10 protein-coding genes and 1 tRNA gene are annotated in these 13,505 nt (G+C 68.5%); 3 read left to right on the top strand and 8 right to left on the bottom strand.

Translation table 11 applies throughout. The annotated features are described in order from the left end of the window. Positions 1-27: 27 nt before the first annotated feature. The 4 genes from AC1ROD_RS15705 to AC1ROD_RS15690 all read right to left on the bottom strand — a co-directional run bounded on the left by AC1ROD_RS15705 (position 28) and on the right by AC1ROD_RS15690 (position 5,868). Positions 28-2,742 carry a valine--tRNA ligase gene (locus tag AC1ROD_RS15705; RefSeq protein ID WP_492949203.1) on the bottom strand — a complete coding sequence of 905 codons (2,715 nt, stop codon included), beginning with the start codon at positions 2,740-2,742 and terminating at the stop codon, positions 28-30. A 126-nt stretch (positions 2,743-2,868) separates the two neighbouring features. Next, on the bottom strand, positions 2,869-3,450 hold the full coding sequence (locus AC1ROD_RS15700; RefSeq protein WP_492949202.1) for a DUF2497 domain-containing protein: 582 nt from the start codon (positions 3,448-3,450) through the stop codon (positions 2,869-2,871). 174 nt (positions 3,451-3,624) lie between these two features. Next, positions 3,625-5,103 carry a TolC family outer membrane protein gene (locus AC1ROD_RS15695; RefSeq protein WP_492949201.1) on the bottom strand — a complete coding sequence of 493 codons (1,479 nt, stop codon included), beginning with the start codon at positions 5,101-5,103 and terminating at the stop codon, positions 3,625-3,627. A 135-nt stretch (positions 5,104-5,238) separates the two neighbouring features. Continuing rightward, the gene (locus tag AC1ROD_RS15690; protein WP_492949200.1) at positions 5,239-5,868 is read right to left on the bottom strand and encodes a protein-L-isoaspartate O-methyltransferase family protein; all 630 of its coding nucleotides are present in this window, start codon (positions 5,866-5,868) and stop codon (positions 5,239-5,241) included. A gap of 132 nt (positions 5,869-6,000) precedes the next feature. Here AC1ROD_RS15690 and AC1ROD_RS15685 point away from each other — a divergent pair. Then, positions 6,001-6,074: transfer RNA gene (locus AC1ROD_RS15685), tRNA-Cys, on the top strand. 48 nt (positions 6,075-6,122) lie between these two features. On the opposite strand, the gene AC1ROD_RS15680 is transcribed toward AC1ROD_RS15685, so the two are convergent. The 3 genes from AC1ROD_RS15680 to AC1ROD_RS15670 all read right to left on the bottom strand — a co-directional run bounded on the left by AC1ROD_RS15680 (position 6,123) and on the right by AC1ROD_RS15670 (position 10,430). Then, positions 6,123-8,975, bottom strand: coding sequence for a M16 family metallopeptidase (locus AC1ROD_RS15680; RefSeq protein WP_492949199.1), 2,853 nt, complete (start codon positions 8,973-8,975; stop codon positions 6,123-6,125). Positions 8,976-9,064: 89 nt separating this feature from the next. Then, on the bottom strand, positions 9,065-9,454 hold the full coding sequence (locus tag AC1ROD_RS15675; protein ID WP_492949198.1) for a hypothetical protein: 390 nt from the start codon (positions 9,452-9,454) through the stop codon (positions 9,065-9,067). 43 nt (positions 9,455-9,497) lie between these two features. Continuing rightward, positions 9,498-10,430 carry a LysR family transcriptional regulator gene (locus AC1ROD_RS15670; RefSeq protein ID WP_492949197.1) on the bottom strand — a complete coding sequence of 311 codons (933 nt, stop codon included), beginning with the start codon at positions 10,428-10,430 and terminating at the stop codon, positions 9,498-9,500. A gap of 144 nt (positions 10,431-10,574) precedes the next feature. Here AC1ROD_RS15670 and AC1ROD_RS15665 point away from each other — a divergent pair, with 144 nt between their 5' ends. Both AC1ROD_RS15665 and AC1ROD_RS15660 read left to right on the top strand, forming a co-directional pair. After that, the gene (locus AC1ROD_RS15665; protein ID WP_492949196.1) at positions 10,575-11,273 is read left to right on the top strand and encodes a pirin family protein; all 699 of its coding nucleotides are present in this window, start codon (positions 10,575-10,577) and stop codon (positions 11,271-11,273) included. A 77-nt stretch (positions 11,274-11,350) separates the two neighbouring features. Beyond that, positions 11,351-11,743 carry a DoxX family protein gene (locus AC1ROD_RS15660; protein WP_492949195.1) on the top strand — a complete coding sequence of 131 codons (393 nt, stop codon included), beginning with the start codon at positions 11,351-11,353 and terminating at the stop codon, positions 11,741-11,743. Between the two features lie 63 nt (positions 11,744-11,806). Here AC1ROD_RS15660 and AC1ROD_RS15655 read toward each other — a convergent pair whose 3' ends face one another. Then, positions 11,807-13,456, bottom strand: coding sequence for a M28 family metallopeptidase (locus tag AC1ROD_RS15655; protein ID WP_492949194.1), 1,650 nt, complete (start codon positions 13,454-13,456; stop codon positions 11,807-11,809). Positions 13,457-13,505: the final 49 nt, after the last annotated feature.

The raw sequence follows: 13,505 nt of genomic DNA, 5'->3' as shown, positions 1-13,505 counted from the left end.
AGGCCAGGATGAGCGGCAGGGGTAGCGTCAGCCCATCGCCTCGATACGCTCCAGCGCCGCGACCAGCTTGGCGTGAGCCTCCTCGGCCTCGGCCAGTTTGGCGCGCTGTTCGTCGATGACGGCGGGGGCCGCCTTGGCGACGAAGTTGGGGTTGCCCAGCTTCTTGTTGATGTGGGCGACGTCGTCGACGGCGGCCTTGATGGCCTTGGCCAGACGCGCCTTCTCGGCGGCTACATCGATGGTCCCGGCGAGCGAGATCGCGGCCGTGGCCCCGCCGATGACGAAGCTGACGGCGCCGGCGGGCGCGGCCTCGGCAGTCGCGACCTCGGACACCCGGGCCAGCGTCAGGATCAGCGGCCGGTGCAGATCGATACGGCCGGCCGTGACAGCGTCGGGGCTGACGAAGGCCAGGGGCGGCTTGGCGCCGGGTGGGACGTTCATCTCGGCGCGCAGCTGACGCACCTCGGTGACCAGATCGACCAGCCAGCCGATCTCGGCCTCGGCCTCGGCGTCCACGAAGGCGTCGGGCAGGACCGGCCATGTCGAGCCGATCAGCATGGGTTCGTCGCGCGCGGGGCCTTCCTTGCCCAGCTCGTCCCACAGCTCCTCGGTGATGAAGGGCATGACGGGGTGCAGCAGCTTCAGCGTCTGGTCGAGGGTCCAGGCCGTCATGGCGCGGGTCTCGGCCTTGGCCGCCTCATCCGAACCTTGCAGCACCGGCTTGGACAGTTCGACGTACCAGTCGCAGAAGACGTTCCAGACGAAGCGGTACAGGGCCGAGGCGGCGTCGTCGAAACGGCCGCCCTCGATGGCCTCGGAGACCTGACGCTCGGCCTTGGTCAGCTCGCCCCGGATCCAGCGGTTGATGGTCTGGGTCACGGTCGCGGGGTCGAAGCCCTCGACGCGGACGGCCTCGTTCATCTGGCTGAAGCGCGCGGCGTTCCACAGCTTGGTGCCGAAATTGCGATAACCTTCAATGCGCTCCTTCGACAACTTGATGTCGCGCGTGCCCGACAAAATGGCCATGGTGAAACGCAGCGGGTCGGCGCCCAGCTCGTCGATGATGACCAGGGGGTCGATGACGTTCCCCTTGGACTTCGACATCTTCTGCCCCTTCTCGTCGCGGACGAGGCCGTTGATGATGACACGCTTGAACGGGACCTCGTCCATGAAATGCAGGCCCATCATCATCATCCGGGCGACCCAGAAGAAGATGATGTCGGCCGCCGTGACCAAGTCCGAGGTCGGGTAGAATTTCTCCAGATCCGCCGTCTTCTCGGGCCAGCCCATGGTCGAGAAGGGCCAGAGCGCCGAGGAGAACCAGGTGTCGAGGACGTCCTCGTCCTGGGTGATCGGCTTGTTCCCCGCCAGTTCGCGCGCCTCGGCCTCGGTCTCGGCGACATAGATCTGGCCGTCGGCGTCATACCAGGCCGGGATCCGGTGGCCCCACCAGAGCTGGCGCGAGATGCACCAGGGCTCGATGTTGCGCAGCCATTCGAAATAGATCTTGGAGTAGCTGGCCGGCTCGAAGACGGTCGCGCCGGTCTCGACCGCCTTGATGGCCGGTTGCGCGAGCGTATGGGCGTCGACGTACCACTGGTCCGTCAGCCAGGGCTCGATGACGACGCCCGAACGGTCGCCGTGCGGGACCATATGCTTCGTCTTCTCGATCTCCTTCAGCCAGCCTTCGGCTTCGGCGCGGGCGACGATGGCCTTGCGCGCGGCGAAGCGGTCTTGACCAGCGTATTCGGCCGGGACGTCGGGGGTGTCGACGTCGGTGATGCGGGCGAAGGCGTCGAGGATGTTGAGCGACGGCAGGCCGGCGCGCTTGCCGACCTGGAAGTCGTTGAAGTCGTGGGCCGGGGTGATCTTGACCGCGCCCGAGCCCTTGGTCGGGTCGGCGTAGTCATCGGCGACGATGGGGATACGGCGGCCGGTGATCGGCAGGATGACCGACTTTCCGACGATGGACGCGTAACGCTCGTCGGTCGGGTGCACAGCGACGCCGGTGTCGCCGAGCATGGTCTCGGGCCGGGTGGTGGCGACGACGATATAGTCGCGGGTCTCGTATTCGGTCGCCTTGCCGTCCTCGTCGAAGGCGACGGGGTATTCGAAGGTGACGCCGTCAGCCAGCGGATAGGCGAAATGCCAATAGGCGCCGTCGACTTCCTTTTGCTCGACCTCGAGGTCCGAGATGGCCGTCTGGAACTGCGGGTCCCAGTTGACCAGCCGCTTGTCGCGATAGATCAGGCCTTCCCTGTGCAGCTGGACGAAGACCTTGCGGACGGCGGCGTTCAGCCCCTCGTCGAGGGTAAAGCGTTCGCGCGACCAGTCGCAGGAGGCGCCCAGACGGCGCAGCTGCTGGACGATGGCGCCGCCGCTCTCGGCCTTCCATTCCCAGACCTTCTCGACGAAGGCGTCGCGGCCCATGTCGCGGCGACCGACATTGCCGGCGGCGGCCAACTGGCGCTCGACGACCATCTGGGTGGCGATGCCGGCGTGGTCGGTCCCGGGCAGCCACAGGGCGGCCTTGCCCTTCATCCGGTGATAGCGGGTCAGGATGTCCTGAAGCGTGTTGTTCAGCGCATGGCCGATGTGCAGCGACCCCGTCACGTTCGGCGGCGGGATGACGATCGAATAGGCTTCCGTCGCACCCTCGGTCGGGGCGAAGGCGCCGGACTGCTCCCACTGGGCGTACAGGCGGGGTTCGGAGGCCTTGGGGTCGAAGGTCTTGTCGAGCATCGGAAGTCTCTTTGGTTCCCTATCGCTCCGCGCGCGGCGCGTCGCTGCATGAGGGTAGTCAAAAGCAGAAGAGGCGGCTCCTGCCGGAGCCGCCCCTGTTGATCTAGTCGCGGGATGCGCGAAGGGCTAGCCGGCGGTGCGGGAGATCCGCTCTACTTCGGCCTTGACCGCGCGTTCGACGATGCCCGGCAGGTTGGCGTCGAGCCAGCCCTTGAGCATGGGCTTGAGCATCTCGGCGACCATGCCCTCGACGGTCGAGCCCGAGATGAAGTTGAGGTCGCCGGTCGGGGCCGGAGCGGCCGAGGCCGGCTTCAGGCTGGCGTGCAGGCCGGCGAAGGCCGAGGCGGCGCTGGCGGCGGCGCTTTCGCCGACCAGGCTGTCGTAGTCGGGCGTCGGCGCCGGGGCGGTCCAGGCGGTCGGAGCCTCGGGCTCGGGCGAGGAGACGTCCAGATCGCCGATGCTCTCGACGGCCGGGGCCTCATAGGTGTCGGTCAGTTCGAGGATGTCTTCCTCGACGGCCTCGGGCTCCTGGAACGCGGGCTCCGACGCGGCCTCAACCGGGAAGGGCTCGGGCTCGGGCGCCGGGGCGGGAGCCGGCTCAGGCGCGGCCGCCGCCGTCTCGGCCGGAGCGTCGTCTTCGGAGATGATCCGGCGAATAGACGCCAGAATCTCTTCCATCGTCGGTTCCTGGGCGGTCGGGTCGGACATGCGTAAACCTCGGCGGCACTTGAAAGCGCACGTGGACGACGTGCGTGGACGGCTCAGGGCCTCAGGCGATCAGATCGCCCTGCCCCACAATCCTGTCGTCGCATCAACGCCCGCCGGAATCAACGGGCGTTTTGCACCTGCACGGTTAACCCGACCGGGCTTTACCGTCCCCTGTCAGGATTGAGGCGCAGTCTTGACGATGTCGGACTTCAACTGGGTGTCGATGGGAGCCTGGGCGCCCTGCGGGGTGGGGGTGACCAGCGGGGCGGCGATGCGGTCGATCGTCTCCAGAACACCGTCCCACGGCAGAGCCCCGCGACCGCGCACCGCGTCGGTGTTGGCGGCGGCGTCATAGGCTTCGAGCGACGGCACCAGGTTCGGGCCTTCGAGGCGGCCCATGGCGGCCAGCAGCGAAGACTGGGCGATGTAGGCGTTGGCCACGGCGCTGACCAGCTGGACCTGGGCGGCGCGCAGCTCCAGTTCCTGGTTCAGCACGTCCAGGGTGGTGCGCAGGCCGACCTGGGCCTCCTGACGCACGCCCTCGGCGGCGACGGTGGCGGCGCGGACGGCTTCATTGCCGGCGGTGACGGTGGCCTTGGTCGAGATGACCTGGGCATAGGCGGACGAAACGTCCTGCAGCACGCCGCGACGCTCGCCGTCGATGGCGATCTTGGCGGCGTTGGCGGTTTCCAGCGCCTGCGCCACGCGCGACGCGTTCAGGCCGCCGGTGAACAGGGGCACCGAGATCTGGGCGCCGACGGTCAGGCTGGAGCGGTCGGCCAGGTCGAACTGGCTGAGGTCGCCGGAGCCACCGTAGGAGGCGGTCAGGCCGGCCTGGGGCAGATAGGCCGAGCGGGCGGCGGCGACGCGGGCCTCGGCGGCCTGCAGGGTGTAGTCGGCGGCGACGATGGAGGGGTTCTCGACCAGGCCGACGTCCAGCGCCTGTTCGAAGTCGGTCGGGACGCCGGGCAGCTCGGGCGGGGTCACCAGATTGGTCGGGGCCTGGCCGACGACGGCGGCATAGGCGGCGCGCGACACCGACAGCTGGGCCTGGGCGTTGGCCAGGTCGGCTTCCGAGGAGGCCAGACGGGATTCGGACTGGGCCACGTCGGTGCGGGTGATCTCGCCCACTTCGAAGCGGGCGTTGGATTCGTCGAGCTGGCGGCGCAGGACGGTCAGATTGTCCTGGCGGATCTGCAGGATCTGCATGTCGCGCTGAACGCCGACATAGGCCTGAATGACCGAGGCCAGGACCTGTTGTTCCACGGCGCGCAGGTTTTCACGGCCGGCCAGGACATTGGCTTCGGCGGCGCTGACGGCGTGACCGATGCGGCCGCCGCTGTACAGGGTCTGCGACAGGCTGACTTCAAGGCTGGCGTTGTCGACGTCGGTGATCGGCGCGCCCTTGACGTCGGTGCGGGTGTAGCTGGCGCCGATGCCGACATCGATGGTCGGGCGGTAGGAAGCGCGGGCCTGCGGAATGCTCTCGTCCAGGGCCCGCTGGTTGGCGCGTTGCGCCAGCAGGGTCGGGTTGGTCTGGTAAGCCAGGGCCAGGGCTTCCTGCAGCGTCTCGGCGGACGCCGATCCGGCGGACACGGCCAGCCAGGACACAGAGGCAAGGGCGACCGCGATGACGGACGAACGTTTCAGCATGTCTAATTCCCGATGGGTTCGCGGAGGAGCGCGCCCTGAACTCTTCTATTCTCGCGTAGAGCGCATTCCGCCTACGCCACGCCAGTTAAGTTTTTTTCACGCGCCCGCCACCCCCGTCCGGCGGAAAAATGGACACTACAGTGCGAAAATCACCGGGGGCGACATTTCCGCCATAACCTGGGGGTTGGAATCAAACAGCTCGCGGCGCGACAGACCCTCGCGGCCACGGACATAGAGCACCGCCTTGCCGGCCGCGCCGGGGCGTTCGACGACGACCAGACGGCCGCCGACCTTGAGCGCCTTGATCCAGGCCTCGGGACGGACCGGCGTCGCCATTTCCGAGACGATGATGTCGTAGTCGCCGCCCGAGGGCTCGGTCACCGGCGCCACCACGGTCGTCACGCTGGCCTCGGCCAGGGCCTCGCCCGCGATCTCGAACACCGCCGCATCGGCCTCCTGGGCCGTGACGGTCAGGCCCAGATGGGCCAGCAGGGCCGCGGCATAGGGGCCGTTGACGGCCAGGGCCGTCTCGCCCGCGCGGGCGTCGGTCGCCTGCAGCAGCTTGGCCACGTCGCGGGCCATCATCAGCTTGCGGGTCGGGGTGATCTCGGTCTCGACCTCGGCATAGGCGGCGAAGGTGCGGTCGGGCGCGCAGAAGCGCTCGCGCGGCACGCTGTTCAGCGCGGCCTGCAGGCTGCGATCGGTGACGTCATTCACCCGGACTTGCGAGTCCACCATGACCTTGCGCGCGGCGGCGTAATCCATCGGCGGCGAATCCTTGTGCGTTCAGAGAGGAAAATCTGGCGTGCTTATAGGTCCGTGCGTTGCAGCGGACAATCCGATCTGATAGCGAACGCCTCCCGATGACGACGGGACCTCTTTCGAGAGGTTCCCGACGGCCTGATGGCGGAGTGGTTACGCAGAGGACTGCAAATCCTTGCACCCCGGTTCGATTCCGGGTCAGGCCTCCATCGCGGGATGAGGGGGGAGCGGCGAGAGCCCTCCCCCCTTTCTCTTTTCTACTTCAGGGCGCCGGTATCCAGATTCAGGCTGGAGACCGGGATGACCTCGACGTTCGGGTGTTTGGCGCGCAGGGCGTCGATGAACTTGGAGGCGTCGCCGACGATGACCAGGCTGGCGTTCGAGACCGGGAGGGCGCGGGCGAAAGCGGCCTGGACCGAGGGACCGTCGACGGCGGCGACATTGCCCGCATAGGCGGCCAGATCGCTCATCGGCAGGTCGTAGAGGGCCAGATTGGCCACCAGCGAGCCCAGACCGTCCACCGTCTCCAACTGCGAGCCGAAGGCGCCGGTCAGGATGGCGCGGCGGGTGGTCAGTTCGCTCTCGGTCGGCTGGGTGGTGTCCAGACGCTCGATCTCGGCCAGAATCAGATCCGACACTTCGACGGCGGTCTCGTTCTTGGTCTGGGCCGAGGCGGTGAACAGGCCAGGGCCCTCACGCAGGCCCAGCGACGAGCGGGTGCCGTAGCTGAGGCCGCGCTTGATGCGGATTTCCTGATTGAGGCGCGAGGTGAAGCTGCCGCCCAGCAGGGTGTTGCCCAGCGTCAGGGGGAAGTAGTCGGCGTTGACGCGGGGCACGCCGCGCAGGGCCGCGACCACCGCCGCCTGCCCTGCGCCCGGCTGGTCGATGACCACCACGCGCGGCGACAGGGCCTGGCCGGCCGGAGCCGTGGCCGCCGCGACCGCCGAACCCGAGGGGCGCCAGTCGCCGAAGGCCGACTGGGCCAGGGCCCGGGCCGCTTCCGGAGTGATGTCGCCGCTGAACACCAGGGTGGCGTCCGACGGCTGGTAGCGGGCGGCGTGGAAGGCGACCACGTCATCGCGGGTCAGGGCCGGAACCGTGGTGACCGTGCCGACGCCCGGCGAACCATAGGGGGCGTCGCCATAGACGACCCGGCCCGAGACCATGGAGGCCACCTGCCCCGGCGAGGCCAGCGACACCTTCAGGCCGTCGAGGGTCTGGGTGCGCTGACGGTCCAGCTCTTCCTCGGCGAAGGTCGGGTTGCGGACCAGATCGGCCATCAGGGCCACGGCCTGCGGGAAGACGTCCGCCGGGGCGTTGGCATAGACGCTGGTGAAGTCGGTCCCGGCGCCGGCGCCGATCGAGGCGCCCAGCTGTTCGATCTGGGTGGCGATCTGGGGCGCGTCGCGCGTCGTGGTGCCCTGGGTCAGGAGGTTGGCGGTCATGGCCGCGACGCCCGACTTGCCGGCGCCGTCATCGGCCGAACCGGCGTCGAAGCTCAGGCGGGCCGAGACCAGAGGCAGACCCGGCTTGTTGACGACCAGGATGCGCATGCCGTTGTCCAGACGCGCCTCGGCGACCGCAGGGGTCGTGGGCGAGACGGCGGCGGTCGGCTCGGGCAGTTTGGCGCGCTGGGCCTCGGGCAGCAGGGTCAGGGCTTCGCCGGCGGGGGCCAGATCGGCGATCTGGACCGGGGCGGTGACCCGGGTGTTCTGCTGGGTCACCGGATGCTGATCATCGGCGTTCAGATAGCGGATGGTGATGCTGCGCTCGGGCGTCAGATAGCGGCGGGCGACGCGCTGGATGTCGGCGGCGGTCACGGCCTGGATGGCCGCGATCTCGCGGTCGGCGACCGAGGCGTCATTGGTGTTGATCAGGGCGAAGCCGAGGACGTTGGCGCGGTCGTCGACCGTCTCGCGGTTCCTCAGGGCGTCGGCGACCAGTTCGTTCTTGGCCTCGGTCAGTTCGGCGTCGGTGACGGGGGCGTCGCGGAACTTCGCCACCTCGGCGTTCAGGGCGGCGATCCCCTCCTCCGGCGTATGGCCGCCGGCCATGATGGCATAGACCTGAAGATTGCCGGCCTGTTGCGACGAATCCGGGCTGGAGCCGATCTGGGCGGCGATCTGCTGATCATAGACCAGCGAGCGATAGAGCCTGGAGCTCTCGCCGGTCGACAGGATGCCGTCCAGCACCGTCAGCGGAATGCGGTCCGCCTCGTCCTTGTAGGCCACGGTCGGATAGGCCACCACCACCGCCGGAAGCGGCACATTGGGGGCGTAGAAGGTCGCCTCGCGCGGGCCGGTCGGCTCGCGTTCCTTGACGTCATTGACCGGCAGCGGCCGGTCCGGATTGGCGATGGGGCCGAAATACTGGTCGATCCAGCCGTTCAGCTGGGCCTCATCAAAGTTCCCCGCCACGATCAGGATGGCGTTGTCCGGCCGGTAGTAGGTGGCGTGGAAGCGGCGCACGTCGTCGATGGTCGCGGCGTCCAGATCCTCGATCGAGCCGATGGTCGAGCGGCGGTAGGGGCTGTCCTGATAGATGGTCGCCGGGGCGAACAGGCCGAACAGGCGGCCATAGGGGCTGGAGAGGACGCTCTGGCGGTACTCTTCCTTCACGACGTCGCGCTCGGACTTGAACACGTCCTCATTGACGACCAGCGAGCCCAGACGGGTGGCCTCGGCGAAGATCAGCCGCTGCAGATGATTGGCCGGGATGGTCTCGTGATAGGCGGTGACGTCGTCGGAGGTGAAGGCGTTGTTGTTGCCGCCCACATCCTCGGTCAGGCGGTCGAAGGTCTCGTCCGGGAAGTCCTTGGTGGCCTTGAACATCAGGTGTTCGAACAGGTGGGCGAAACCCGAGCGCTGCTGCGGATCGTCCTTGGAGCCGACGCGGTACCAGACCTGGACCGTGACGTTGGAAGTGCTGGTGTCGCGCGCCGTATAGACGTCCAGACCGTTGGCCAGGGTGCGTTTGGTGAAGCCCAGGGGCGGCACCTCGATACCGGCGGTGGCGGTCGCGGGCGGCGGCGATGCGGCCCCTTCGGCGAAAGCCGGCGCGGCGGCCAGGAGGGCGGCGGCGGAAGCGGCGGCCAACAGACGGAACTTCATGCGATTTCACTTTCCGGACAGGTCTGGTCCCAAGACCTAGGCCCGCGCGTGCGGCGGGGAAAGTGACCGATCTGTAATCTGGCGGCCTGTCAGGCGGCCGGCGCCGTCTGCGGGGCGACTTCCTCGATCTTGGTCCGGCAGAAGTCCGCGGCCGCGACCAGGGTCGGCTCGGGCGTCGTGGCCAGGGCCTGACGGTTCAGCGTTACCATCTGGGCGCCCAGATCGGGCTGCACGTTCTTTTCGAACCAGGTCCGCCAGCGGCGCTGGAGCGCCTGGTTCTCCGGCTTGTCCGCGTTCGGCGGCAGGTCCAGCACGGCCATGCATTTGCCGGCGATCAGATCCCAGGAGCTGGAATCGAACAGGGCCAGGGCCGAGGCCGCCGGATCGTCGTCCGCGCGCGGGGCCTGGGGCGCCGGGGCGGGCGAGCCGCAGGCCGCGAGGGCCAGAGCGAGAGACAGGATGCCGAGCGCTGTTTTCATGGGGCCAGAATAGGCGACGAAACCCGTCTGGCAATGCGCAAGATCAGCGTTTGCCGCCGGTGTCGCCGGGCCACAGCGGTCCCGCGAACCGGCCGGCCAGATAGTCCATCAGAGCCGTGACCCGCGCCGGCCTCGGCCCGCCGCCGGGCGCCACCAGATGAAGGTCGATGCGCGGCAGCTCCCAGTCGGGCAGCAGGATCTCCAGACGCCCCCTGGCGATGTCGTCCCAGTGGAAGAAGTCGGGCTGTTCGGCGATGCCCAGCCCGGCCAGCAGCGAGGCGGTCAGGGCGTCGGCGTTGTTGGCGCGCAAGGGGCCGTGCGGCCGGACCATGACCTCACGCCCGTCGGTCCTGTGCCGGAACTTCCAGGTGTTGGGCGTCGGCAGATAGGCATAGCCGAAGCAGGAGTGGCGCGAGAGCTCCTCTGGGTCCTGGGGCCGGCCGCGCTGGGCGATGTATTCGGGCGAGGCGACCAGATGGCGTTTGATGGTGCGGAGCTTGCGGGCCGTCAGGGAGGAGTCCGGCAGGGCCGCGATGCGCAGGGCGCAGTCGAAGCCGCCGCCGACCAGATCGATCACCTCGTCCGACAGATGCAGGTCGATGGAGACGTCCGGATGGCGGGCCAGGAACTCCGGCAGGGCCGGCGCGACATAGGAGATGCCGAACGACATCGGCGCGGCCAGCCGCACCAGGCCGCGCGGATTCATTGACTGGTCCAGGGCCTGGGCCTCGGCGGCCTCGCCCTCCGCGACCATCTGGGCGGCGCGGGCGGCCAGCCCCCTGCCCTGCTCGGTCAGCGCGAAGCGGCGCGAGGTCCGGTGCAGCAGAGTCGTGCCCAGACGCACCTCCAGCCGGCTGACCGCCTTGGACACGGTCGCCTTGGACAGGTTCAGCGCCTCGGCCGCGCCCGAGAAGGACTGGGTCTCGGCCACCTTGGCGAAGATGGCGAGGGCTTCGAGATCGGGCAGTTTCGACATGATCCTCAGAGCCCCCGTGGAAACGATGTGTTTCAGTTGTTTCTATTTCTGATCGTTAGCGGATCGCTATCTTGCCCTCAAGCCAGAGCGGCGGTGAGCGCGGCGGGGATGTCCCCGCCCCCATCGGACCGCGGAGACGAGACGATGATCGAGCGCAGACCTTTTGAAACCCTGGGCGGCGCCAACCACGGTTGGCTGAACGCCAAGCACCACTTCTCCTTCGCCAACTATTACGACCCCAAGCGGATGAGCTGGGGCAGCCTGCGGGTCTGGAACGACGATGAGATCGCCGCCGGCTCGGGCTTCCCGCCCCACCCGCACGCCGACATGGAGATCATCACCTATGTCCGCGACGGGGCCATCACCCACGAGGACAGCCTGGGCAACAAGGGCCGCACCGTCGCCGGCGACGTTCAGGTGATGAGCGCCGGCACCGGCATCCGCCACGCCGAATACAACGCCGAGCCGGACCTGACCCGGATCTTCCAGATCTGGATCGAGCCGACCCGTCGTGGCGAAAAGCCCGCCTGGGGCGCCAAGCCCTTCCCCAAGGGCGACCGCGCCGGTCAGTTCGTGGTCCTGGCCTCGGGCTTCGAGGACGACACGGATGCTCTGCCGATCCGCACCGACGCCCGCGTGGTGGGCGCGACGCTGAAGGCCGGTGAGACGGCGACCTATCCCCTGGGCGCGAGCCGTCGCGGCTACCTGGTCCCCGCCATCGGCGAGGTCGAGGTCAATGGCGTCCTGCTCAACGCCCGTGACGGCGTCGCCATCACCGACGAAGAAACCTTGACCGTGACAGCGCTCAAGGATGCTGAGATTGTTCTGGTTGACGCTGCCTGATAACTGGAACTAACACTGTTTCAATAAGACCCGGTCGGCTCACACCGGCCGGGCCTCTCTTCAGAGAAAGAAAGACAATGGCTTCCTTCAATACCGCTCCCTGGGCGCCGCGCGCCCTCGCCGCCCTCCGCATCGTCGCGGGCCTGCTGTTCCTCGCCCACGGCGTGATCAAGCTCTGGGGCTTCCCGGACGGCGCCGAGCCCGGCGTGGTCCCCATGTTCAGCCTGTTCTGGATTGGCGCCGTCCTCGAAGTTGTCGGCGGGGCCCTGATCATCCTGGGCCTGTTCACCCGCCCGGCCGCCTTCGTCCTGGCCGGCGAAATGGCCGTCGCCTACTGGATGTTCCACTTCCCCAAGAGCCCGTATCCGGCCGTGAACGGCGGCGACGCGGCCATCCTGTTCTGTTTCATCTTCCTGTACCTGGCCTGCGCCGGCACGGGCGCCTGGAGCCTGGACGGCCGTCGGAAGTAAGCCGACCCGTCAGCGTCAATGACAGACGGCCCGGAGGAAACTCCGGGCCGTTTTCGTATCTGCCTATTTGCGGGCCGCCGCGCTGGCTTCGCGGACGCCCTCGAACTCATTGCCGGGGGTCCATCTGGGCCAGTCGGTCCCCGTCGCCAGATCGCGGCCGACGTCATAGAGCAGCTGCACGTCAGCGGCCGCGCCGGTCATGTCCCAGCCCGGCTCCCAGGCGTCGGTCGGCTGGTGATAGCGGTCGCGGACATAGATGCGGCTGGCCTCGGAGGCGCCGGTGAAGCCCGCGGCCGCGAACAGGGCCGGCACCCCCATCTTGGCCAGGGGGAAGTGATCCGAGCGATAGAAGGCCCCGACCTGGGGCGCCGGGTCGGCGATCAGGGTCCGCCCCTCCTTCGCCGCATCGCGCGCCAGCCGGTCCTGCAGATCGGTCTTGCCGTAGCCGATGACCACGATCTCAGGCGACGGCCCGCCGGGCAGAAGCGAATCCATGTTGATGTTGGCGACCGTGGTCTCCAGCGGCACCAGCGGGTGGGCGGCATAGTAGTAGGCCCCCAGCAGACCCGCCTCCTCGGCCGCCCAGGAGACGAAGATCTCGGACCGTTCGGTGCGCGGGGCGGCGGCGAACAGCCGGGCCAATTCCAGCACCCCGGCCACGCCCGAAGCGTTGTCGACCGCGCCGTTATAGATGTCGTCGCCCTGTGCGTTCGGCGTGGCGTGGCCGAAGGCGTCCCAGTGGGCGCCGAACATCACCGTCTCGTTCGGCCGCGTCGTGCCGGTCAGCTTGCCGGCGACGTTGCGGGTGGTCAGCCGCTCGTACTTGAGGCCGAAATCCATCGACAGGGTGACGCCGTTCAGGGCGACGGGATGGAAGTCCGCCGTCTGGGCCTGGGCCTTGAGCGTCGCATAGTCGAGACCGGCGGCGGCCATCAGCCTGGCGGCGATCGGCTGCTGGATCCAGCCCTGGGCCTGGACCCGCTCGGCCTCCACATTCTCGCGCACGATGTCGAAGCCGGCGGCGGTGGAGGAGTTCTGCAGCGTGGTCCAGGGATAGCCGGCGCCGGCGGTCTCATGGATGACCAGCACGCCCGCCGCCCCGCGCCGCGCCGCCTCCTCGAACTTGTAGACCCAGCGGCCGTAGTAGGTCATGCCCTTGCCGTCGAACTTGCCCGCCACGGGGCTGTCGGCGGGGACCTCGAAGTCCGGGTCGTTGACCAGCATCAGCACGATCTTGCCGCGCACATCGACGCCCTTGAAGTCGTCCCAGCCGCGCTCGGGCGCCGTGACGCCATAGCCGACGAAGACCACGGGCACGTCGGTCAGGGTGATGCGGGAGACCGGACGATGGCTGCCGACGATGATGTCGGTTCCACGCTGGAAGGTCAGGGCCTCGCCCCCGGCCCTGGCGGTCAGGACAGCGGGGCCGTCCTGCAGGAAGCGGTTGATCGGCACAGTCTGGAACCAGCCGCCGTCATCGCCCGCGGGCTCCAGCCCCATGGCCTTGAACTGATCGGCGACATAGTTCACCGCCGCCTCTTCGCCCGGGGTCGTCGGTCCGCGCCCGCCCATGGCGTCGTCGGCCAGGGCCGCGATATGGGCGTTCAGCCGCGCCGGATCGATGTGTTGCGCGTCCTGCGCGCTCGCCATGGAGGCGGCGCTCGCCAGCAGCAGGGCCACGGCGGAGACGGTGATGGATCTATGGAAGGGCATCGGGCGGACTCGGCGAGAGGTCGGGGGACGCCGACCCTGCCCCCCGGCA

The sequence above is a fragment of the Brevundimonas sp. GW821-FHT12E07 genome (assembly GCF_058807035.1).
Note: the sequence above shows the minus strand (reverse complement) of the source record. Positions and strands in the feature narration are given on the sequence as shown.

Coding starts and splice junctions, on each gene's coding strand:
- AC1ROD_RS15695 (WP_492949201.1), bottom strand. CDS start 5,103: ATGCTGAAACGTTCGTCCGTCATCGCGGTCGCCCTTGCCTCTGTGTCC.
- AC1ROD_RS15660 (WP_492949195.1), top strand. CDS start 11,351: ATGGCTTCCTTCAATACCGCTCCCTGGGCGCCGCGCGCCCTCGCCGCC.
- AC1ROD_RS15665 (WP_492949196.1), top strand. CDS start 10,575: ATGATCGAGCGCAGACCTTTTGAAACCCTGGGCGGCGCCAACCACGGT.
- AC1ROD_RS15700 (WP_492949202.1), bottom strand. CDS start 3,450: ATGTCCGACCCGACCGCCCAGGAACCGACGATGGAAGAGATTCTGGCG.
- AC1ROD_RS15690 (WP_492949200.1), bottom strand. CDS start 5,868: ATGGATTACGCCGCCGCGCGCAAGGTCATGGTGGACTCGCAAGTCCGG.
- AC1ROD_RS15670 (WP_492949197.1), bottom strand. CDS start 10,430: ATGTCGAAACTGCCCGATCTCGAAGCCCTCGCCATCTTCGCCAAGGTG.
- AC1ROD_RS15705 (WP_492949203.1), bottom strand. CDS start 2,742: ATGCTCGACAAGACCTTCGACCCCAAGGCCTCCGAACCCCGCCTGTAC.
- AC1ROD_RS15675 (WP_492949198.1), bottom strand. CDS start 9,454: ATGAAAACAGCGCTCGGCATCCTGTCTCTCGCTCTGGCCCTCGCGGCC.
- AC1ROD_RS15680 (WP_492949199.1), bottom strand. CDS start 8,975: ATGAAGTTCCGTCTGTTGGCCGCCGCTTCCGCCGCCGCCCTCCTGGCC.
- AC1ROD_RS15655 (WP_492949194.1), bottom strand. CDS start 13,456: ATGCCCTTCCATAGATCCATCACCGTCTCCGCCGTGGCCCTGCTGCTG.